The following is a 21,572-nucleotide window of genomic DNA, read 5'->3' as shown; positions in this document are numbered from 1 at the left end:
CGCCCGCCCCGCCCCCGGACCCCCTCCCCCTCTCCCCCCCCCCCCCCCCCCCAGACCGCTCCCCCCCCCCCCCCCCCCCACCCCCCCCCCCCCGCCGCCCCCCCCCCCCCCCCCCCCCCCCCACGTCTTGTCCAGGCATCGGCTCCGCCTCTGGGTCCGATGCGCAGAAGCCGGAGACGATGATGTCGCGTATTGGAATCCATTCTTTCGTCTGGTCGGCGAGTTCGGCACAGGCCGATCTCGAACGGACGCTGGCCAACACCAGGGAGGCCGGCTTCGACCTTATCGAATTCTCCTATCTCGACCCCGCCAATGTCGACATCGGCGGGCTCGCCAGACGCATTGCTGATCTTGGCCTCGGCGTGGCGATCAGCATCGGATTGCCGGTTGATGGCGATATTTCGAGCGCCGACAAGGCGATTGCGGCGCGCGGCGTCGAAATCCTCAACGACACCATCGCGCTGACGCGCGACCTCGGCGGCCGGAAGGTCGCCGGCATTCTCTCGACCAGCCACGGATTGCAGACGCTAGCGCCGACGCGCGATCAATGGCAGCGCAGTGCCGGCACGCTGGCCAAGGTTGCCGAGGCAGCGAAGGCCGCCGGCGTCACGCTCAACCTCGAGATCGTCAACCGCTTCGAAAGCAATCTGCTCAACACCGCCGCGCAAGGGCTGGCCTTCATCGAGGACACCGGCTCGGACAACATCTTCCTGCATCTCGACACCTTCCACATGAACATCGAGGAGGCCGATGTCGGGCTGGCCATCCGTCAAGCCGCGGATAAGATCGGCTATGTCCATATCGGCGAAAGCCATCGCGGCTTCCTCGGCACCGGCAATATCGACTTCGCCGCGATCTTCGATGCGCTCACGGCCATCGGCTACAGCGACGACCTCAGCTTCGAATCCTTCTCTTCGGAAATCGTCGATGAGAACCTGTCGAAGAAGACCGCGATCTGGCGCAATCTGTGGACGGACAACATGGCGCTGGCCAAGCACGCGCGCGCCTTCATCGGGCTCGGGCTGGAGACGGCAAGGCGCAAGGCCGAGCTGGTTTCGGCACGGCACAAACCCTAACCCGCCCGTCGAGAGCCGAAGGACGCAGGCGTGTCGTGCGCCGCATGGCAGGGCTCCGAGCTCAGATTAACAAAAGGCCTCGTGGAAGCCAGTGTTGGCAGCTTTTGTGACGCTGGTTTTTTCGCGATAGGAATTTTTTCTTGACTCCGTGCCCTCAGCTATGGTACATATTCGTCCATGGTGCTGATTTGCGCCGGTAACCCGCCGCACAGGCGGGTTTTTCGTTTGATGCTCCGTCAGCCAACGCGCCGGCGAAAGGCGCCGAAGGAACCCGTTAATGAGTTCGTTGCCCTGCTCCGTATGGCGCCGGCATTGCTCGCGGCAGGTGCATCGGTTATCTGACCGGCCAGGCAAACAACGCCACGCAATGCACCAAACGGAGGCCAGCACATGACACGCAGCACGATCCTCAAATTCGGCGCCGTCGAGAACGCGGAAGCCGGCGACCTGGCTGGCTGGGTCGTCGTCGAGGGCCAGCCGACCATGCAGACCGCCGTCCAGCACACGACTGAGGACGGCAAGGTGTTGTCGGGCACCTGGCGCGCGACGCCCGGCACTTATCACGCCACCTATACCGACTATGAGTTCGTGCACATGATCGCCGGCCGCATCATCATCACGCCGGACGGCGGCACGTCGGTCGAGGTCGGCCCCGGCGATGCCTTCGTGGTGGAAGCGGATTTCAAGGGAACCTGGAAGATTATCGAGCCGGTGACGAAGCATTTTGTCGTCAGGGTCGGCTGAAGCGGGCTAATCGCAGTTGCATCGTGAAAAACCCGTCATGGTTCGCCATGGCGGGTTTTCCATATTGGCGATGGCGTCTTAAGTATTTGATCTTACACGGCGATTCCGACAGGAATCGGTGGCCCGTCGCTATCCTTGAGGTGCTCCAGAGGAATCACGGTTGGATTATCAGCCAGGGTGTCCTCGGTCGAGCCGAGTCCGGCGCGAGCAACGCCACTGGCAAAATCGCTGTCGACACTGCCGTCGTGGCCGTCAGGCTTGATTCTGCTGCGTGAGATCAATACCGACTTTCCTTCCCCGATCGCGACATCAGTCATTAATGGCGGTAATCCTGACGGTCTGCTGCTTGCAGGAATTGTCGCTGCAGATGCCGCTGAACCAGACCTCACCGTCGCCAATCATCACGCCCTGTGAATTCGCGAAGAGAGTAGCATAGGTCTGCTTCAAGACGGCGGCCTTGACCTTGCCCGTCATGATCTGATCGTAGTCGGCAACGAACTGCTTGGCGTCCGTGATCTTCAGGGCCTTGCCCTTGATGCGGGCCTGGAACGGATAGTCGAACATTGTGGCAACGGTCGCCTTGGCGTCGGAGCCGACTGCTTTTTTTAGCTGGTCAAAGAAGGTCTGGTACTGAGCATGATTTCCGAACAGGGTGTCCAGGTTGCTGTTCACGTCAGCCGCCGATTGCGCGAGTGCCGATCCGGCACCGATTGCGGAGATGAGCCCCAGTGCAAGGAGAAAAGCGTGTCTTCTGGCCATTGTTCGTATCTCCTGCGCTATTGTGTGAACCCTTGGCGGTCCAGACAGTCCTTGATCAGTTTCCGCCGATCCATGCCTGAAAATCATTCGCGACAATCTCCAGCGGCCGTCACCGTCTTTCCGTAACTGTCTCGGCAAAACACTTTGCCAGATCTTGCGGCGCTCCGAGCTTCTTAGCCCACGATACCAGTTCAGGTTTTTCCGATGGAGTGGCATAGCCGCCCCATACTTCACGAAACTGCCTTTTTCCATTGACTGTCTGGAAGAACATCATGCCGTCTTCGGCCACTGGCGTGGAAACATAAACGGCACTCCATTTCCCGCTTTCCAGAATCGCTTGGAATTTCACCTGGGCGGGTTTGACCTTGTTGGTCATCGCCGACGCAACGAGAGGACGAAACTCCTGTTTGCGCGCCGTCGTCACGTCGACCTTTACGCCGTGGCAGTCGCTATTCGCGGCGAAGGCGGACGTCAGCGTCATTCCGAGCCCCGCGAGGCCGATCACAACGATCTTGGCACGTCGATGGCTGTCGAATTCAGACATAATTGGCCTCCTTGTTGGCCGCGAGGCCTATCAATTGGAATCGTCATCGTCCGATGAACTGTCATCGGCCGGCGTGTCGACGTCGCAGCCGATGCCGTGGCATCCTTGGTAATTGCCCTGCGTATCGAAATTCGGATTGCCTTGCTTATCGTACTGCGGCCTGTCGTCGATGCTTTGATCGCCATCATCAGGGTCGTCGACCTTGCATCCCAGCCCATGGCAGCCGATGTAGCGGTCACGCGTATCGAAGTTCGGATTGCCGTTCCTGTCGTACTGCGGTCGGTCATCGATCTTCAGATTTTTTTGCTGAGGCCGATCGACCAGGCAGCCGTTTCCGCGACAGCCATCGTAGTCATCGGTGGTGCATCCGGCGACCGCCACCAAGGCAGTGGCGATGATCGCGTACACTGTGAATTTCATGGTTCATTCCTCGACTGGCTGGCGGCTGCGGATTGTCCGTCAAAAGTGTAGCTCGACGACCAACAGCAGCCTGGGATGGGAGATGGTCCACAGCCTCAAAAGAAGAGCGGGCAGGATCGAGCCCACGGGAGGCCGCATCAGCGGATGTCGATTTCCCTTTCCATGCTTAGCGCCCGTCCGCCCAAGCATGCAGCAATCCGCGGACGCGGATGCTGTTGCTAAAAAGCTGCATCTCAAGTCGGCCTGAAGCAAGGAAAAAGTAGCATAGCGCGGGTTGAATTTTTCAAATGCTTAATAATATGGAAAATAGTCTGGAGTTCTCGACGATGCCTTAGCGGTCGCTGAAATGCTGCCAGCGGCAAGGTATGGCAATACATAAATATAATTTATCTCGGTAGTCTGTTTCTCTCTGCAAATATATCGCATCGTTGTTTCAAATTAATACCCGAATGAAAAAGGCGTATCCCTGAATGACTTCTTTTTGGATAGATTATGGCCTGATGTGTTGTAAGGCTTATTTTCGCTCTTTGCCAAGCCGTTGCATGCATCCGAAAGAAAAGCTGCCGGCACGACAGGCTGTTTTCCGAGCTGCCGCATGCCGCAAAATAGCCGGTCGGATCGTCCTGCACCCGGCAACACCGCGCGAGGGCCGATCGCCGCTCTTCCATGGACGCGCCAGGCTTTCCGGTTTCTGGCGAAACTCGCTTGCCGTCCTCGACCGGGTTGAGATGCCAACAAGGAAAGGATCGCCATGCGGACCTGGTGCAGGCTAGCCGGCTCCTTCATTCTGCTCCTCATGTTGCTGTGGCCGCAAGTTGCAGCCCAGGCGCAACTGCCTTCCGAGCCCTTGAAAGTCGGCCTTTTCGTCAACCCTCCCTTCGTCATGAAAGACCAGGGGCAGTTCACCGGCATGGCGGTCAATCTTTGGGAGGGCCTTGCGGCCAAACTCGGCCACCAGTATCGCTACATCCAGTTCGACACCATGCACGATCTGGTTCTGGCGGCCGCTTCCGGCAAAATCGACGTAGCGGTGACCAATCTGACTATCAATCAATCCCGGGCCGAACTGCTCGACTTCACCCAGCCCTGGTTCGACGGCGGCATGCGGATCATGACCAGCACGGAGCAGGGAAAGGGCTTCGGCAATCTGATCGCGGGTCTTGGCGATGCCGGCTTCCTGAAAGCCTATGCCTGGATAGCCCTGATCATTGTCGCTGCCACGGTCCTGCTCACCTTCTTCGATCGCCAGTTCGACGAGGCTTTCCCCAAGCGGTGGCGCGACGGCTTTGCCGAGAGCTTCTATTCAGTGATGTCGGTCGCGACATCCGGCAAGTCGCCTTCGCGAAAGAACCTGTTTGGCTGGGCCGGTCGTATCTGGCAGGGGCTGTGGCTGGTCTGTGGCATCGCCGTCCTTGCCTATGTCACCTCGTCGGTGACGAGCGTGATGACGACCCTTTCCCTCACAAACAAGATCAATGGCCTCGCCGATCTGACCGACAAGCCGGTCGGTGTGCTGACGGGCACCGTCGAGGAGGATTTTGCCCGGCAGCAGGGGCTTCAAACCCTCACCTACGCCGGGCTCGATCGCGCCGTCGACGGTCTCGTGAATGGCGACGTCGCTGCAATCATCGCCGATGCCCCCGTTCTCGAATATCACGCCTACATCCATCCCGATCTACCGGTGAAGGTGGTCGGGCCACTGTTCGAACCTGACAAGTACGGCTTCGCGCTTCCGCGACAGAGCCTCCTGACTCGCCCGCTAACGATAGAATTGCTTGGTGCTCATGATACGGGCGAGATCGACGATCTGCGGACCAAGTATTTTGGGTCGGATAAATGATGTTGGGAGGCAATCGGCACTCAATTTGGGCATGGTGGCGCCCCGCTTCGCAGCGGATTTAGCCCCTTTGGCGGTTCTTCACTAAGGGGAATTACGGTGACAGTGCACTTTTTGCCGTGAAACTGCAGCGACCCTGCCCTTTGCCACGTTCGGGCGGTTGCCGTTTTATACGCCGTACGCGCCTCACCGTCCGAATCGCACGCCCTCATCTCCTGCTCCGACCACCTGCCGCCCTCCGCCGCCAACCCTGTGGATAGACCCCCAATACCCCCATCATTCCCGACATCTGCTTGCAAGAAGCCCTAGACTTGGTCTCAGGGGAATCAAGTGTATGGCAATCGGGTCCGGTCATCGCGTCGTGTTGTGCACGTTGCTGGCGATTGCCGGCTGCACCTCCGCGCCGGGCAAGGACTTCTTCACCGAGACAATCGACAGCCTGCACGCCAAGAACTCGCCCTTGCGAGCGGGTTACACCGGTCCCGGCGCCATCACCTCGGCCGCCGGCCAGGCGCAGCGCTTCAACGGCACGCAGTATCAGGGCTCGGGCCAGTTCGTCTCCTCCGGCGCGCCCGTCACCAAGGTGACGACAGACGGTTCGGGCCAGTTCGAGCTCAACCTGATCAATGCGCCGATCACCGAGGCGGCCAAAGCGGTTCTGGGCGATGCGCTGCACCTCAACTACATCGTCGATCCGCGCGTGCAGGGCACGGTGACCTTACAGACCTCGCAGCCGGTGTCGAAGGACGCGCTGGTCGACATCCTGCAATCGGCGCTCGCGGTGAATTCCGCCGGCATCACCAACCGCGCAGGCACCTATCAGATCGTGCCGCTTTCCGAGATCATGTCCAGCACACCGCCGGTCAGTGTGCCTTCGGTTTCGCCGTCCGGCCCCGGCGTCAAGGTGCAGGTGCTCCAGCTGCAATTCATCGCCGCCGACGAGATGAAGACCATTCTCGAACCGATCACCCGACAGGGCTCGGTGCTGCGGGTCGATTCCGTTCGCAACCTGATCACGGTCGCCGGCAACGACAGCGACCTCAATGCTATCAGAGAAGCTGTCTCGGTGTTCGACGTCGACTGGATGCGCGGCATGTCGGTGGCGCTGCATCCGCTCAAGACCTCCAAGCCGGAGGCGGTTGCCGCCGAACTCGATTCCATCTTCGGCACCAAGGAAGGGCCCGGCGCCAAGCTCATCCAGTTCATCCCCAATGACAGGCTGAATTCGGTGCTGGTGATCACGTCGCGCCCGGCCTATCTCGCCCGTGCCGCGACCTGGATCAACAAGCTCGATCGGCTGGCCGAGACGAACGAAGATCAGCTTTTCGTCTACCAGATCCAGAACCGTCCGGCCAAGGAACTGGCTGCGGTGTTGAGCTCCGTGCTTGGCACCACGGTCAAGACGGAGGGAGATACAGGCGGCTCGAATGTGTCGCCCGACCAGACGCCGATCGCCATGCAATCGGATGGCGTCACGCCGGTGCCACTGACCGGGCCGTCGCCTTCGATGCCGATGCAGGATGGACAGGCGCCCGCCCACGCCACGGTCGTCGCCGATGTCGAAAACAATGCGCTGCTGATCCAGACCACAGCGCGCGACTACGAACGCATCGAGCAGATACTGGCCAAGGTCGACGTGCTGCCGACGCAAGTCATGCTGGAGGCTGTCATCGCCGAAGTGACGCTCAACGACGATTTGAAATACGGACTGCGTTGGTTCTTCGAGAATGGCGGCATGAACATCTCGGTGACCGACGTGGCAAAGGGCGTTGCCGCGGCAGCACTGCCCGGCTTCAACTGGAGCTACGCCACCGACAACATCCAGGTGACGCTGAATGCACTTTCCAGCATCACCGACGTCAATGTCATCTCGGCGCCGACCATCATGGCGCTGAACAACCAGAAGGCGATATTGCAGGTCGGTGACCAGGTGCCGATCGCCACAAGGCAAGTGGTGGACCAGACGCTCGGCAGTTCGCCGGTCGTTTCGGTCGAGATGAAGGACACCGGGGTCATCCTGACGGTGACGCCACGCATCAACAATGCCGGCAGGGTCATGCTCGATATCCAGCAGGAGGTCAGCAACGTCACCAGGACGACCAGCTCCGGCATCGATTCGCCGACCATCCAGCAGCGCAAGATTCAGACCCGCGTCCTGGTCAATGACGGCGAGAGCCTGGCGCTGGGCGGCCTGATCCAGTCGCGCAATAATGTCGACCGCACGCAAGTACCTATCCTCGGCGACATCCCGATCATCGGCAACGCGTTCAAGCAAAAGACGGACAGCATCGGACGCACCGAACTGATCATCTTCATCAGGCCGCATGTCGTGCGCGACATCAACGAAGCTCGCGAAGTGACGGACGAATTCCGCGGCAAGATCAGCTTGCAGACGCCGATCCAGAAGCGACGCGGCGGCACCAAGCTGCAACAGGACCTGAAGAGGCTGGCGTATTGACGATTGCTGTGCACCCATCCCTCGTGCTGGCTGCCACGATCGCCCTGGCGGCGGTTCTTGCCGCCATTTCGATCGCCGATTTCCGCCGGCAGATCATCCCGGATGGGTTCAACCTGGCTCTGGCCGGCATCGGCCTTGTCTATCAGATGGCGACGCAGGCGGACGGCCTGCCTGCGCGGCTGCTGTTCGCCGCCGCGACCTTTGCCGCTGCCTGGTTGATCCGGCGCGGTCATTTCCTGATGACCGGCCGGATTGGCCTTGGCCTCGGCGACGTCAAGATGCTGGCCGCCGCTGCATGCTGGATCAGCCCGCTGCTGTTGCCGGTGCTGCTGTTCGTCGCCAGCGCCAGCGCTTTGCTGTTCGTCGGCGGGCTGGTGGTCGCGACAGGGCCGGCGGCGGCCAAAGCCCGTGTCGCCTTCGGTCCGTTTATCGCCATCGGCCTCGGCTGCAGCTGGGCACTGGAGCAATTTGCAGGTTTGGACATGGGACTGCTCGGATGATCACTCCACGCTTTACCTCTGAAAAATCCCGCCGCGCCAGAAAATCTGGCGGCGAAAGCGACGATCGCGAAAGCGGCTTCACCCTGGTCGAGCTTCTGGTCGTGCTCGCCATCATCGCGCTGATTGCCACGCTCGCAGCACCTCAGGTGCTGCGCTATCTCGGCTCGGCCAGGACCAACGCGGCCAAGGCGCAAGTCCGCAACATCGAAAGCGCGCTCGAACTCTACTACGTCGACAATGCGAAATATCCGACCGCGGAGGAGGGGCTCTCGGCGCTGGTCGCGGCGCCCGCCGGCGAAGCGCGCTGGAACGGTCCCTATCTCAAGGGAACGACCGGCTTGAAGGATCCGTGGGGGAGGCCTTATTCCTACGAAGTGAAGGCCGATGCGAGCGGCGTGGTCATCCGCAGCCTTGGCAAAGACGGCAAGCCGGATGGAACCGGCGAAGACCAGGACATCAGCAACTGATTTTTCTGTTCTATGGGCGCTGTGTTTCGGAGCGCTGTGTTTCGTTCGTGCCTGGCAGCTGCCGGGCATTGGCCAGGTCGAGGCGGGCAAAACCGCTCGTCGAATAGGCTGCACCATCGCGCAGAACCGAAACGGTGAAGCGCACGGCGGCGGGCAGGCGCCGCGGCGCATTCCAGCTCGGCAACCACGATGAACCAGTCACCGAACCGTCGAGATATTCGAATCTTATGGCGCTCACACCGCCGATCAGCCGCACCGGCTGGCTCTGCGTCGACGCGCCGGGTCCGCTGCCGCGCCGTGTTTTCTGGACTATGGCCAGTGCACTTCCGCCAAGCGAAATGGCAATTTCGCGTAGTGCGGAGGACTTAAAGCCGATCGCCTGAACGGCGTTGAACTCGATCCGGGCACCATCGCCGTCGAGATAAAGCACCTGGTCCGGCGACGACTTCGACAAGGGCAAGGGCTCGGCATGGCTGATTGCCGTTTCCAGAAACCGCGATGCGGCATCGACCTCCATCTGGAATTCCGTTGCTTTTTCGATGCGCAGCATGGTTCGAGCCTGGCCGAGGAAGACCATCATCAGCGATGTGATCACGCCGATCAGGGTCAGGCCGACCAACACGTCGATCAACGCAAATCCCTCGACTGATGCCGATGGTCCCCTACTCGATGATCTGATGTCGGGCAGGGGGGTGCCTGATCGACGCTCCGGCCGGCAGACGGCGCGGATTTTCGAGTGAGTGCGGGAAAACAGGCCGCTCATTGAGCACCGGGCTCCTGCACCGGCACGAAGGTTAGAAACGGCCTGCCTGGAAACGCTCCGCCCGTCTTTTCTATGAGCACGGCCGTCACCTTGGCCTTCGACATTTCTATCGTGCGCGTCTTCAGGGTCCAGCCGTTTGGCGCCGTGGTTTGTGTCCGGGCCTCGTAGTCGGCCAGCATCACCCGGACGGTCCTGGCGGCTTCGACCTGGCGCTTGGCAGCAGCGATGTTGCGGCTCGCCAGAACGATCGACTGGCTGGCGATGCCAAGGACAAGCGCCAGGATGGTCATGGCGACAATCATCTCCAGGATCGAAAATCCGTCTTCGGAGGTGGGTTGGGACGATGGCGCCGTCATGGCAGCGCGCGCCAGGTTGAAAGCCCTGTCAGCCAGTTGACGGCGATGCGCGCGGTCCGCCCTTTTCGCTGCAGGGAGATATCCATGCCGGAAGCGCTACCGTCGGGAAGGAAGGTCAAGACTGTCTGCCGGTCGGCGATGACGGTCTCCTGGCCGGTGGTCACGGTCATTTTGACATCGTCCGGCAGCGTGAGCGTGTCCCGCTCGCCAAAACGGAAGGCGCGGGCGCCGAGATCGACGAGAACCTGATTGGGCTTGGCAGTGGCGATCGCCGATGTGCGCGACAGGCGCAGCCGCATGGTGATCTCGCCGGCCAGTGTCTCCAGGTTCTTGGTGCGATAATTGCTGACTAGCCCTGGCGCGGCGATGGCCGCGACGAGGGCCATGATCGCCAGCACGACCAGCATCTCGACCAGGGTAAATCCGGCCGTTGCGTGTGCCGGCGCGCCGGCTATCGGTGCGGCTGTCATTGCAGTGCCAGATCGTTGATGCTGAGGATTGTGGTCATCACCGAAATGACCAGGCTGCCGACGAGGAAACCGAGCGAAATCGTCAAAGCCGGGGTCAGCAGCTTCAGCACAGTGTCGATCCGTCGCGTCAGCGTCAGCTGCAGCATTTTCGCCGCCCGATCCAGGACCACCGGAAGGGCATTCGCCTCTTCGCCGAGCGAGACCAGCGACATCGTCGCATTGTCGAAAATCCCTGCCTTGACGATCGCGCCATGCAGGCGGGCGCCGTTGGCGACGGTTTCTTCGATCGCCGCAAAGCTTGCCGCCAGCGAACTCTGCCTAGAAACATTGGCGGCCAGGCCGAGCGCCTCGGTCATCGCCACGCCATTGCCGAGCAGCAGCGCAAGCGTTTCCAGATAGCGCGCGATCACGGCATCCCTGACCAGCGCGCCGATCAGCGGGATATTCAATAGCCAATGCGAGAGGCGTTTTCTCGCACCGGTGGATCGGGACAGAAAAAGCCAGGAAAGCAGGCCGAGGACCGCCGCCAACGGGAAGACGAACGGATAGTCGCGGAACACCGTGCCGAATGCAGAAAGCATGGTCATGGTGAATGGCTTGGGAGCAGATGAGCCTTCGAAAATCGGTTCCAGCGCCGGTACCAGGACCGTCGCCAGAATGACCAGCGCCCCGCTCATCACCATCAGCAGGAAGGCAGGATAGGCCAGAGCCTCGATAATTGCCGCACGGCGCTTGGCGGTTGCCTCATACGTGTCGGCCAGCCGCTGGCATATATAGGCCATCTTGCCGCTGCGCTCGCCGCTGGCGAGCAGAGCGGCAACGTCGGAGGTGATGCCCGGCAAGCCGGCAAATGCTTCGGCGATCGGCCGGCCGCCGGTCGTGAGATCGAGCACCGATTGCAGCTGCTGGCGCCGCTGATGGTTGGCTTCGCCCGAAATGACCGCGCCCAACGCGCGGTCGACGGTGAACCCGGCATTCAGAAGCACCGAAAGCTCGGAAAACAGACGGCTGAGATCGACCTTGCGGGTCAACGTCAGCGCGCTGCGTCCCAGCAGACGAAGCTTCTGCTTGTCGCCACTCACAGGCGCAAGATGGTAGGAACGGCGGCCCTGCTGCGCCAGTTTGCGCGCGGCATCCTGCTTGGTCGACGCATCGAGAATGCCGGTCTCGGTGCTGCCGTCGACGAGATAGGCGCGATAGGCGAAGGCCGGCATCAGCCCTCTCCCGCGAGATCGATGACACGCCGGACTTCGTCCATCGTGGTGACCTGCGATCGGGCAAGGGCGGTTGCGTGGACCGACATCGGCACGAGGTCGTCCTCGGCGGCAATTTTCCCGATCTCCATTTCGCCGGCGCCCTGGTCGATAAGCTCGGCGATGCGCGGCGACACCTGCAGCATTTCGTAGGTCACCGTGCGCCCGCTATAGCCGGAGCCATTGCAGGTGCGGCAGGCTGGGCCGGTTTGTTCGGCGCCATGGCAGGTCGGGCAGATACGGCGCAACAGTCTCTGTGCGATGACGCCTCTGATCGTTGCGCCGAGCAGATAGCCGTCGATGCCCATGTCGCGAAGCCGCGTCAGCGCGCCGGCGGCACTGTTGGTGTGAAGTGTCGAAAACACCAAATGGCCGGTGAGCGCCGCCTGGACCGCGACCTGCGCCGTCTCGCGATCGCGAATTTCACCGAGCAGGATGATATCGGGATCCTGCCGCAGGATCGAGCGCAGCGCGGCGGCAAAGTCGAGGTCGATCGCTGGATTGACCTGGAGCTGGGTGATGCCCGCCATGCGGTATTCGACCGGGTCCTCGACGGTGAAGATCTTGACATCCGGACGCGACCGCTCGGCGAGGATCGAATAGAGTGTCGTCGTCTTGCCGCTACCGGTCGGCCCGGTGATCAGCACGATGCCGTTGGCGGCTTGTGACATGGAGCGGATTTTGCCTTGCGCGACGCCGTCGAAACCCAGTTTCTCCAATTTCAATTCGACCCCGGCGCGGTCGAGAATTCGAAGCACGATGGCTTCGCCGTGAATCGACGGAATGACCGAGACGCGCAGGTCGACGTCGCGGCCGCGCACGGCGATGCGCATGCGTCCATCCTGCGGTAGGCGCCGCTCGGCAATGTTGAGCCGCGACAGGATCTTGATGCGGGTGGAAATGCCGGACAGCATCGCAATCGAGGCGGTGTCGACCGTCGACAGCATGCCGTCATGCCTGAAGCGGATGCGGACGTGATCTTCGAGCGGCTCGATGTGGATGTCGGTGGCCCTTGCATCGACCGCCTTGTGGATGGTCTCGGCGACGAAGCGGACGATCGGCGCCTCACGGGCAAAATCCTTCAATCGTTCGAGGTCGTCGGGGCCGAAATCCAGGAATTCGCCACCGCCGCCGCCATTTGAAACGGCCGCCAGAGCCGATTGCTCGATGCGATCGATGCATTCGGTGATCGTGCGCCTAGGCAGGATGCGCAGTGCCACTGTCCGCTCATAGTGGAAGGCGAGGGCGTCCATGGTTGCCGACGAGAAGGGATCGGCGACGGCGACAACCAGCCGCTCGGCATCCATCTGCAGCGGCAGGATTGCGTTTTCACGCAGGTAGACCAGCGGCACGCTTGCCAGCATTTCGGGGCCGACCTGTTCGGGAATCTCGACCGGCGTCGGTACCTGGAGGTAGCGGCTGAGGCTGTTGGCAAGCTCCTGCTCGCCGATCAGCCCGAGCTCGGTCATCACCGTATCGAACGGGTGTCCTGAGGTTCGCGATGCTCCCAAGGCGCGCTGGGCCGCGTGCGCGGTCAGCACCTTCTCGCCTTCGAGAAACGCCAGAAACGCTTCGATCCCCTGGGGCTGGACGGGAGCATTCATGAGCTCCACCCCTGCAGGAGCTGTGCGGCCTCGGTGCCGAAAAGCACCTCGCAGCCGGCACTGCCGGCGTCTGCCGGCAATGTGCCGGCGTCACGCGCCGGGCTTCGCGAGACGCGCCGGAACGCCGTGTCGCTCACCGGAGATTTCTCGATGATGAACCCGGCCTGACCCGTGATGCCGGATCCGTCGCGTGTGACGGCCACGTCGACCGTGTAGGCCGAAGCCTCGGCAGCCTGAACAAGCGCCGCGCTGGAACCAGTGGCAAGGGCCGCCCGAAGACGGTTCGGTGCACGATCGGCGCTGATCGTGCCGCGCTTCGAGTTGACCGTGAAGGCGGTATGGAGGGCCTGCAGGGGCACTGACGCAAGGGCAGCGAACTCCTGCAGTTCGGACACCGATTCGAACGGCGCCTGCTTGTCTTGCGGCGGCCCGACGGCGCTTCTGGGCCCGGGCTGGCCGGCAAACAGCTTGGCGTTGTCACGAAACCGGAGCGCGGCCTTGGCCAGCGCTTGCGACGCCTGCTGCTCGAAGCCAAGCGATGCGAAACCAAGCGCCAGCAAATAGTCGTCGGCGGCATTGAGATCGATCAGCCCGCCGTGATCCTGGACGCGCACATCGAAACTGAGCGCACCCGACCGGCACGCTGCCGGTGTGGAATCCAGCGGGAATGTCTTCGTTCCCGAGCCGCCGGTCAATTCACTCGCAATAAGATTGCCCAGGCCCTCGGCAAGCAGCGACAGGCGCTCCTGTTCTACCTCGTTGTTGGCGATCATCAGCCGCGTTTTGGCCGTCACGGCGAAGGGCACGACGATTGCCGAGACGATCAGCATGAACACCAGCACGGCGACCAGCGAAAAGCCGCTATTTGGGCTTTCGTTGCCTGCGCTTGCGCCGTCGTGAGGTGTGCGGCCGCTCATAATTCCGGGACCGGGGGTGGCGGAGGGGGCGGTGGTGGTGGCGGGAGGTTCTCCCATGGCGGATAAAGCAGGATGTGCGCCACCTTGCCGTCCCGCTCGAGCACGGCCTGATCTTTGTCGATCGCCGACACCTTCCAGCCATCGACGGTCTCGCCATTGCCATACCAGACAGCAGCATCGCTGCCCGCGACGCGCAGCAGCGCCTTTGCCGCTCCGCCGTTTCTGCTGATGCCCAGCAGCGATGGCGCAACGGCCGGTGCGGCTTCGAGCAGTGACGCCGGCTGCTCGGCCGGTGCGACGGCAATTTCCATCGGCTGCGGCGGGACTGGCGGCGGCACGATTTTCCGGCGCGTCGGTGTGAACAGCGGACGCCGGAATGTCTCGCTGAAATCGCCGGCCTCGGGAAACTGCAGCGATCCCGCCGCTGATGCCAACGCGCCGTCATGCCCTCTCCCGGAGGCGACCGGCGTGATGTCGACCGGCGTGCCGTAGAGCGCGACATTGACCAGGATGAGGCCTGTGATCATGGCCGCAATCGCCAGGCCGGTGACTTTCAGGGTCATGGCTTGGCCCCACTGGCCGCCGATGCGTCTTGCGTTTGCAGCGGGCCGTAAAACAGGATCTCGGCAAAGATCTCGGGGTCGCCGCTGCGCCCGGCGGCCGGTCCGACATCGGTCGTGCGCACGGTGGCCTCGCGAATGAACAGCACCGGAAGCGACGTTTCGATAGCGAGGACGACGTTGTGAATGCCCTCGAGCGGCCCCGAAAGGTTGGCCCGCAGCCCGATGAAATCGACGCCGGCTTCGCTGAGCACCGGTGCATTGCCGGCCGACAGCACGTTCACGCCATTGGCGGCGGCGATCGCGTTCAGGCGGGTCTGCAGCCCGCCGCGAATGATCGCTTCGCTCTCGCCGGTGAGAAATTCGGGATTTGCTGCCACTGCCGGACTGGCGGCGCTATCGAGGCGCTTGGCCAGTGCCGCCACGCTCTGCAACTGGCCGAGAAGCTCGCGCTTCTCCTTGATCCTGGCCTGTGCCGAGGCGACACTGCCGAGCGCCGCGAACATCACCCAGGCGAGGACGCCAGCCGATACCGCCGCGATGGCCAGCGCGATCAGGCGGCGAACCAGCGGGCTGGTGTTGAGGATGGCGGAGAGCATCGTCAGAGCGCTCCGATCTTTGCCGTAATGGTGAAGTGTTCGCCCTCCTGGCCGGGAACCTTGACCACGGGCGAGGCGAATTCGGGCGCCGAAAACAACGGCGAGGCGTCGAGCGGCTGGATCAGCTCGGCGGCGGAGGCCGAAAAGCCTGTGATGGTCAGGTCGTCGCCCTTGGCCGAAAGATCGGTCAGCCAGGTCGTGTCGGGAAGCAGGTGCGTCAGCTCGGCCCAGACGCGGACCAGCGACGCCGTCGTCTTCTTTTCCTGGCGGATATTTTCGATCTGCTCGATGCCGGCCTGGCGCTTCTGCAGCGAGGTGCGTGCCGCCTTAGCCAGCACCTGCGCATCGGCGATCCGCGCGTCCAGTTCGGCACCCGCCTGCCAGCTGCGCCAATGCGCGTGAGCGAATGTGAAGAGCACGGCTCCGGCCAGCATCGAACAGGCCACCATCCCTACGGTCCTGCCACGCCGGTCGCGCGCGGTCAGCGGCCAGATGGCGGCGAGGCTGAGCGGATCGGCCTGCGGGATGCGGTCCGGCTGCGACAGCGACAGGCAGCGGACCGATCCGCCGGCCCGGCGGACAGCTTCCAACACCGCAGCCAGCGTCTTCGCCTTGATGACATGGTAGAAGCAGTCCCGCTCAATTTGCCTGGCGAAGACGACATGCACCTGCGCCGGATCGATCGGCGTCGAGGCCAGAAGGTCGAGTTCGGCCATGTCCCGGGCCTGGCGAAGCGGCAGCCGCCGCGCCGCCAATTGCCTGGTCAGGAACAGCCCGGGCTCGATGCGGATATCGAAAGTCGGCCGCTTGCGCCGAGGCCCGTCCTGGAGAAGTGCCAGAACCTCGTCCGAAGAAGCGGTGAGCGCCAACGGGATCGATTGAAATTCCGGCGCATTGGCCTCGCGGGCGCGAATGCCGTCATCCGCCAGGCTGACAATCCAGTCGGAGGTGGAAGCTTGCTTTTGCCTGGGAACAATCCGCGTCCAGACCCCTCGCAGCTCATCGAGCCACCAGTCTAGGAAATCCAGAACCTGCGCGTTGAGTGTCGCCACAACCAGCCGCCCGCCACCCCGGCTGATTCTCGGCCGAAGTTTTCAGGCGCAAGACTACTACAAAAGCCGATTGCGCAGGCGCGGGAGGCCGATTAGCCACAACTTTTGCAAATTACGGCGAGAGTGCACTATTTTCCGGAAATGCCTCGTTGCACACCGGCCGGTCGATGCTCTCGGCCTCGTGCGTCGAATGTGACGGCCGGGCGACCAAGGTAAAAAGTGCACTGTCACTATGATTCTTCGTCGTCCATCGGCCTAGCGAGCCCACGGCAGGTAGGAAGCCGCCGGCGGCGCGATACGCAGCTGTCATTGCGGGAGGATTATGGGCGATCGCGTGAGCCGCTGGCGTCATCGTCGACAGCAAGCTGCGCTTTCTCTTTGCGCGAAGCGATGTCCGGCCGTCCAAAGAGCATGGTGTACATGACATCATCGCGAAGCAGGGCGAAATGCACAAACGCAGCCAGGATGTGAACGCCGACGAATCCAAGCAGTATCCAGACCAGCTTTGCGTGGATGGACGCGAAAGCCCTTGTCGCGCCGACGGATGGCGCCAACGGGATAGGCAAGTTTCCGAAAAGCCGTGCGGGAGGCATGAAAGGCATTGGCCGGTAGCCCAGCCATCCCGTTATCAGGACGGCGAGAATCGTGACGTAGAGAAGCACATGGAAGAATGAAGTCGCAAACCGCATGAACCGTGAGGTTTGCCTGACAGGGGCACGGATGAAGATGCGCCAGCAAAGCCTGAGGATGATGACGGCAAGGATCGTCACGCCGATCGACATGTGAAGCGGAAGCCAGCTCATCGTCGCCATACCCAGCCCGTCCATCGGTCCGAAGGCAATTGCGATTTGCGCCGCGAGCGCGATCACGGTTAGCCAATGCAGCAGACGAATGCCGAAATGCCAGCGCAAGCGAGGATTCTCTCTCACATCTGAGGCCCGACGATTGTCAAATACGCGCATGAGGGCGTGATGGTTTCGCCCTCTCCAACGGGACTAGTTTCGCAAAAAAGTACGACGGTTCTTTACTAAGCCATTGAAAAGCATGGTGATCCCGACAGGAATCGAACCTGTGACCTACAGATTAGGAATCTGCCGCTCTATCCTACTGAGCTACGGGACCACGCGGCCCGACACATAGCCGCTTCGGATCGTTTCGCCAAGAGGCTGGCCGAACGCAATTCGGTCAGCCTCTTGGCGTCGAAGGTATCAGGCGGCCAGCGCGGTTTCCGCCAGTTTCACCCAGTAGCTCATGCCGTGCGGGATGACCTCGTCGTTGAAGTCGTAGGCCGGGTTGTGGAGACCGGCGGTGTCGCCATTGCCGATGAAGATGAAGGCGCCGGGGCGGGCTTCGAGCATATAGGAGAAATCCTCGCCGCCCATCACCGGCTGGATGCCGCGGTGGACATGGGCGTCGCCGGCGACACCGATCGCGATATCGCTGGCAAACACCGTTTCTTCCGCGTGGTTGAAGGTCACGGGGTAATTTGCCTGGTAGTCGACCTCGATCTTGGCGCCGAAGGCGGTCGCCAGTCCTTCACAGATCGTGCGGATGCGCTCTTCGGACTTTTTGGCGATTTCCTTGCGCAAGGTGCGCACGGTGCCAGCGATTTCCGCCGTTTCCGGGATGATGTTGTATGCGTCACCCGCATGGAATTTGGTCACCGACACCACCACGGCCTCGACCGGGTCGGTGCTGCGTGAGGCGATCGTCTGCAAGGCGCCGACCAGCTGGCTGGTGATGACGATCGGATCGATCGTGCCGTGCGGCATCGCCGCATGGCCGCCCTTGCCGCGCACGGTGATGGTGAATTCGGCCGTCGCCGCCATGATCGGGCCCGGGCGGATGGCGAACTGCCCGACAGGCAGGCCTGGCATGTTGTGCATGCCGAACACTTTGGAAATGTCGAAACGCTCCATCATGCCGTCCTTGACCATCTCGTTGCCGCCGCCGCCGCCTTCCTCCGCCGGCTGGAAGATCACCGCCACCGAACCCGTGAAGTTGCGCGTCTCGGCGAGATATTTCGCGGCACCAAGCAGCATCGCCGTGTGGCCGTCATGGCCGCAGGCATGCATCTTGCCCGGAATGGTCGAGGCATAGGGCTTGCCTGATATCTCATTGAGCGGCAGCGCGTCCATGTCGGCGCGCAGGCCGATGGTGGGGCCTTGGCCCTGGCGGCCGCGGATGATGCCAACCACGCCGGTCTTGCCGAGGCCGGTCACCACGTCGTCGCAACCGAAGGCTTTCAGCTTCTCGGTGACGAAGGCGGCGGTTTTGAAGACGTCGAAGTTGAGTTCTGGCGTCTGGTGCAGATGCTGGCGCCAGCCGGCAACTTCGTCCTGCATTTCGGCGGCACGGTTCAGGATTGGCATGATGGTTCCATCTCGCTGTTGGGACAGGCGGGTATCGGCCCGCTGCCTTGCAATTGTGATCGCCAGGCACTTTGCCATCTTGGCGTCACATAGGGTAAATAGCACCGCATCGATGCGGTCCGGTTTTTGAGGGTCGGACCTATCATGCTGGCGATCGCGTAACGAAATCTTACGGAGCCAGGGGCGACTACGGCAAGAGGCGATTTCGGATTTGATCATGCGGCACAGGCATTTCCTCAAACTATTCTCGGCTGGCACAATCGCGCTGTCGGTCCTGGCCGGGCCGACGCTGGCCAATCCGGTGGTCGTGTTCGACCTCGGCAGCGGCAAGATCCTGCAGCATCAGGATGCATTCAAGCGCTGGTATCCGGCGTCGTTGAGCAAGCTGATGACCGCTTATGTGACCTTTCGAGCGATCGCCGCCGGCGAGGTCCAGCTTGATTCGCCGATCAAGGTGACGAAACACTCCGCTTCCGAGCCGCCAAGCAAGATGGGTTTCAAGCCGGGCTCGGTGATGCGGCTCGACAATGCGCTGAAGATGATGCTGGTCAAATCGGCCAACGACATCGCCATGGCCGTCGGCGAGAATGTCGGCGGTTCGCAGGCAGCCTTCGCCGAACGGATGAATGCCGAAGCGATCCGGCTCGGCATGAACGGCACGCATTTCGTCAATCCGAACGGGCTCTATTCGCCGGACCAGTACACGACGGCGCGCGACCTCGCCGTTCTGGTGATGGCGATCCGCCGTGAATTTCCGCAATATGCGTCGTGGTTTTCGATCGAAGGCCTTGCCGTCGGCAAGAAGGCTATTCCCAACTACAATCTGCTGATCGGCCGCTATCCCGGCGCCGACGGCATGAAGACCGGCTTTGTCTGCCCCTCCGGCTTCAACATGATCGGTTCGGCGACCCGCAACGGGCGCACGCTTGTCGCGGTGGTGCTTGGCGAGAAGTCGGCGGTCACCCGTGCCGAGACGGCCGCGAAACTGCTCGATCAGGGTTTCGACACGCCTGCCGCCGGCTCGGCCACCGTCACTACGCTGGCGCCCTATGGCGACACGGTCTCGCCCAACGACATGCATGACGAGGTCTGCAAGAAGAAGGCGCCGCAGGAACAGTCCGAAGCGCCGCCGGTTGTTGCCAAGGACGTGCCGAAATCGCCCTATCAGAAAAAGCTCGACCATGTGCCGACGCTGGTTGCCGTCGGCCTTGGCGGCGCCACCGGTCCGGCGCCGAAGGCCGTCCTCGACCAAGGCGGACAGGACTATGCCGACGTGCCGATCCCGAGCTGGCGGCCCGATAGGCCGGCACCGGCCGGGACGGGTCCGAAGATTGCCGGCTCCGCCGCGCAGGGCGACCAGCCGGCCAAGGTTGCGAACTAGAGCATGATCCCGAAAAGTGGAGACCGGTTTTCGGAAAAGATCATGCTCGAACAGACAGATAGAACTCAATGAGCGGCTTCCCGATCCCCGTCTCGGTGCTGACCGGTTTCCTCGGCGCCGGCAAGACGACGCTGCTCAACCGGCTGTTGAAGGATCCGGCGCTGGCCGATACGGCGGTCATCATCAACGAGTTCGGCGAGGTGGCGATCGACCATTTGCTGGTCGAGCAGTCCTCCGACGGCATCATCCAGCTTTCCGACGGCTGCCTGTGCTGCACGGTGCGCGGCGAACTGGTCGACACGTTGGCCGACCTGGTCGACCGGCTGCAGACCGGCCGCATCGCCCGGCTCTCCCGTGTCATCGTCGAAACCACGGGGCTGGCCGATCCGGCGCCGGTGCTGCAGTCGATCATGGCGCATCCCGCACTCGTCCAGGCATTCCGGCTCGACGGCGTCATTACTTTGGTCGACGCCGTCAACGGGGAGGCGACGCTCGATGCCCATGTCGAGGCGGTCAAGCAGGTTGCCGTCGCCGACCGTATCGTGCTCAGCAAGGCAGACCTGGTCACCGACCCCAGCGAACTGGAAACGCTGCGGGCGCGACTGCGGCAGATCAATCCGGGCGCCGAGCTGCTCGATGCCGCCGATACCGGGACAGGCGTGGCGGCGCTGTTCGACTGCGGCCTTTACAATCCCGCCACCAAATCCGCTGATGTGCGGCGCTGGCTTGGCGAGGAAGCAGCGCACGATCACGACCACCATCGTGATCACGATCATCAAGATGGGCATGATCACGAACATGGCCATGACCACGGCCATCGCCACGATTCGCGGGTGCGCTCCTATTCGCTGGTGCATGACGGCCCGGTGCCGTTTTCGGCCATCGAGATGTTTCTCGACCTGTTGCGTTCGACGCATGGCGAGCGCCTGCTGCGCATGAAGGGCATCATCGAACTCAGGGAAGACCCGTCGCGGCCGCTGGTGATCCATGGCGTGCAGAAAATCCTGCATCCGCCGGTGCAATTGCCGGCCTGGCCCGATGGCCAGCGTGGCACACGGCTGGTTCTGATCACGCTCGACATGCCGGAAGACTATATCCGCCGGCTGTTCGCCGCCTTCACCAACCGGCCGTCGATCGATACGCCCGACCGCGCGGCGCTGGAAAACAATCCGCTGGCGATTGCCGGACGGTAAGCTCTACGATCGCTGTTCGCCGCGCTCGACCAGGAAGCGATGGCCGCCGACGACAGCCGCCGTTTCGATGAGATTGTGGCCGCTGTCGGAGCAGAATGCCGGAATGTCGATGACGGCGAGCGGATCGGTGGTTTCAAGCCAGAGCCGGCTGCCCGGTTGCATGCCGGCAAGGCGCTTCTTGGCCTTGAGCACGGGCAAGGGGCAGTTCAGTCCCTTGAGGTCATAGACAGCGACGCGATCAGTCACG

Annotated in this window: 24 protein-coding genes and 1 tRNA gene; 8 read left to right on the top strand and 17 right to left on the bottom strand. The window is 62.3% G+C overall.

Annotation, left to right across the window (positions count from 1 at the left end; genetic code table 11):
* Positions 1–182 precede the first annotated feature (182 nt).
* Positions 183–1,076, top strand: a complete 894-nt coding sequence (locus NKI73_RS29820) for a sugar phosphate isomerase/epimerase family protein (RefSeq protein ID WP_352635163.1) — start codon at positions 183–185, stop codon at positions 1,074–1,076.
* A gap of 390 nt (positions 1,077–1,466) precedes the next feature.
* Entirely contained in the window at positions 1,467–1,820 is a 354-nt protein-coding gene (locus tag NKI73_RS29815; protein ID WP_352635161.1) for a cupin domain-containing protein, read from the top strand.
* Between the two features lie 92 nt (positions 1,821–1,912).
* Here the strand turns inward: NKI73_RS29815 and NKI73_RS29810 are convergent, their stop codons facing one another.
* From NKI73_RS29810 to NKI73_RS29795, 4 genes are all read right to left on the bottom strand, one after another.
* Positions 1,913–2,137 (bottom strand): hypothetical protein, encoded by a 225-nt coding sequence (locus NKI73_RS29810; protein ID WP_352635159.1) that lies wholly within the window; start codon positions 2,135–2,137, stop codon positions 1,913–1,915.
* A complete protein-coding gene (locus tag NKI73_RS29805) occupies positions 2,130–2,579 on the bottom strand; it encodes a hypothetical protein (RefSeq protein ID WP_352635157.1) in 450 nt (149 codons plus the stop codon). Before NKI73_RS29805 ends, NKI73_RS29810 begins: the two co-directional genes overlap by 8 nt.
* A gap of 109 nt (positions 2,580–2,688) precedes the next feature.
* Positions 2,689–3,123, bottom strand: coding sequence for a hypothetical protein (locus NKI73_RS29800; RefSeq protein WP_352635154.1), 435 nt, complete (start codon positions 3,121–3,123; stop codon positions 2,689–2,691).
* A gap of 30 nt (positions 3,124–3,153) precedes the next feature.
* On the bottom strand, positions 3,154–3,531 hold the full coding sequence (locus NKI73_RS29795) for a hypothetical protein (protein ID WP_352635152.1): 378 nt from the start codon (positions 3,529–3,531) through the stop codon (positions 3,154–3,156).
* Between the two features lie 763 nt (positions 3,532–4,294).
* Between NKI73_RS29795 and NKI73_RS29790 the strand changes: the two genes are divergently transcribed.
* The 4 genes from NKI73_RS29790 to gspG all read left to right on the top strand — a co-directional run bounded on the left by NKI73_RS29790 (position 4,295) and on the right by gspG (position 8,805).
* Positions 4,295–5,383 carry a transporter substrate-binding domain-containing protein gene (locus NKI73_RS29790; protein WP_352635150.1) on the top strand — a complete coding sequence of 363 codons (1,089 nt, stop codon included), beginning with the start codon at positions 4,295–4,297 and terminating at the stop codon, positions 5,381–5,383.
* Positions 5,384–5,714: 331 nt separating this feature from the next.
* The gene (gene gspD, locus NKI73_RS29785; RefSeq protein ID WP_352635148.1) at positions 5,715–7,838 is read left to right on the top strand and encodes a type II secretion system secretin GspD; all 2,124 of its coding nucleotides are present in this window, start codon (positions 5,715–5,717) and stop codon (positions 7,836–7,838) included.
* Positions 7,835–8,338 (top strand): prepilin peptidase, encoded by a 504-nt coding sequence (locus NKI73_RS29780; protein ID WP_352635146.1) that lies wholly within the window; start codon positions 7,835–7,837, stop codon positions 8,336–8,338. The genes gspD and NKI73_RS29780 overlap by 4 nt, the downstream gene beginning before the upstream one ends.
* Positions 8,335–8,805, top strand: coding sequence for a type II secretion system major pseudopilin GspG (gene gspG, locus NKI73_RS29775; RefSeq protein WP_352635144.1), 471 nt, complete (start codon positions 8,335–8,337; stop codon positions 8,803–8,805). Before NKI73_RS29780 ends, gspG begins: the two co-directional genes overlap by 4 nt.
* 10 nt (positions 8,806–8,815) lie before the next feature.
* Here gspG and NKI73_RS29770 read toward each other — a convergent pair whose 3' ends face one another.
* The 12 genes from NKI73_RS29770 to NKI73_RS29715 form a co-directional block, all read right to left on the bottom strand.
* Positions 8,816–9,427 (bottom strand): type II secretion system protein GspJ, encoded by a 612-nt coding sequence (locus NKI73_RS29770; protein WP_352635167.1) that lies wholly within the window; start codon positions 9,425–9,427, stop codon positions 8,816–8,818.
* Positions 9,428–9,564: 137 nt separating this feature from the next.
* Positions 9,565–9,924 carry a PulJ/GspJ family protein gene (locus NKI73_RS29765; RefSeq protein WP_352635141.1) on the bottom strand — a complete coding sequence of 120 codons (360 nt, stop codon included), beginning with the start codon at positions 9,922–9,924 and terminating at the stop codon, positions 9,565–9,567.
* Entirely contained in the window at positions 9,921–10,394 is a 474-nt protein-coding gene (locus NKI73_RS29760; protein WP_352635139.1) for a prepilin-type N-terminal cleavage/methylation domain-containing protein, read from the bottom strand. The genes NKI73_RS29765 and NKI73_RS29760 overlap by 4 nt, the downstream gene beginning before the upstream one ends.
* Positions 10,391–11,608, bottom strand: coding sequence for a type II secretion system F family protein (locus tag NKI73_RS29755; protein WP_352635137.1), 1,218 nt, complete (start codon positions 11,606–11,608; stop codon positions 10,391–10,393). The genes NKI73_RS29760 and NKI73_RS29755 overlap by 4 nt, the downstream gene beginning before the upstream one ends.
* On the bottom strand, positions 11,608–13,251 hold the full coding sequence (locus NKI73_RS29750; protein WP_352635135.1) for a GspE/PulE family protein: 1,644 nt from the start codon (positions 13,249–13,251) through the stop codon (positions 11,608–11,610). Before NKI73_RS29750 ends, NKI73_RS29755 begins: the two co-directional genes overlap by 1 nt.
* Entirely contained in the window at positions 13,248–14,168 is a 921-nt protein-coding gene (locus NKI73_RS29745; RefSeq protein WP_352635133.1) for a hypothetical protein, read from the bottom strand. Before NKI73_RS29745 ends, NKI73_RS29750 begins: the two co-directional genes overlap by 4 nt.
* Positions 14,165–14,731, bottom strand: coding sequence for a hypothetical protein (locus NKI73_RS29740; protein ID WP_352635131.1), 567 nt, complete (start codon positions 14,729–14,731; stop codon positions 14,165–14,167). Before NKI73_RS29740 ends, NKI73_RS29745 begins: the two co-directional genes overlap by 4 nt.
* Positions 14,728–15,327, bottom strand: coding sequence for a type II secretion system protein GspM (gene gspM, locus NKI73_RS29735; RefSeq protein ID WP_352635129.1), 600 nt, complete (start codon positions 15,325–15,327; stop codon positions 14,728–14,730). The genes NKI73_RS29740 and gspM overlap by 4 nt, the downstream gene beginning before the upstream one ends.
* A gap of 2 nt (positions 15,328–15,329) precedes the next feature.
* On the bottom strand, positions 15,330–16,379 hold the full coding sequence (locus NKI73_RS29730; RefSeq protein ID WP_352635127.1) for a PilN domain-containing protein: 1,050 nt from the start codon (positions 16,377–16,379) through the stop codon (positions 15,330–15,332).
* A gap of 320 nt (positions 16,380–16,699) precedes the next feature.
* On the bottom strand, positions 16,700–17,341 hold the full coding sequence (locus tag NKI73_RS29725) for a cytochrome b (protein WP_352635125.1): 642 nt from the start codon (positions 17,339–17,341) through the stop codon (positions 16,700–16,702).
* Positions 17,342–17,424: 83 nt separating this feature from the next.
* Positions 17,425–17,501: transfer RNA gene (locus tag NKI73_RS29720), tRNA-Arg, on the bottom strand.
* 86 nt (positions 17,502–17,587) lie between these two features.
* A complete protein-coding gene (locus NKI73_RS29715; protein ID WP_352635123.1) occupies positions 17,588–18,751 on the bottom strand; it encodes a M20 aminoacylase family protein in 1,164 nt (387 codons plus the stop codon).
* 217 nt (positions 18,752–18,968) lie between these two features.
* On the opposite strand from NKI73_RS29715, the gene NKI73_RS29710 reads away from it, so the two are divergent.
* Positions 18,969–20,132, top strand: a complete 1,164-nt coding sequence (locus tag NKI73_RS29710; protein ID WP_352635121.1) for a D-alanyl-D-alanine carboxypeptidase family protein — start codon at positions 18,969–18,971, stop codon at positions 20,130–20,132.
* Positions 20,133–20,200: 68 nt separating this feature from the next.
* Complete coding sequence (locus NKI73_RS29705) at positions 20,201–21,325, top strand: CobW family GTP-binding protein (RefSeq protein ID WP_352635119.1); 1,125 nt, start codon at positions 20,201–20,203, stop codon at positions 21,323–21,325.
* Between the two features lie 3 nt (positions 21,326–21,328).
* Here NKI73_RS29705 and NKI73_RS29700 read toward each other — a convergent pair whose 3' ends face one another.
* On the bottom strand, positions 21,329–21,571 hold the full coding sequence (locus tag NKI73_RS29700) for a sulfurtransferase TusA family protein (RefSeq protein ID WP_352635117.1): 243 nt from the start codon (positions 21,569–21,571) through the stop codon (positions 21,329–21,331).
* Position 21,572 lies beyond the last annotated feature (1 nt).

This window comes from Mesorhizobium sp. M0496 (assembly GCF_040321205.1).
Lineage (GTDB): Bacteria > Pseudomonadota > Alphaproteobacteria > Rhizobiales > Rhizobiaceae > Mesorhizobium.
The sequence above is the reverse complement of the archived record's forward strand: the minus strand, read 5'-3'. Positions and strand labels throughout refer to the sequence as shown.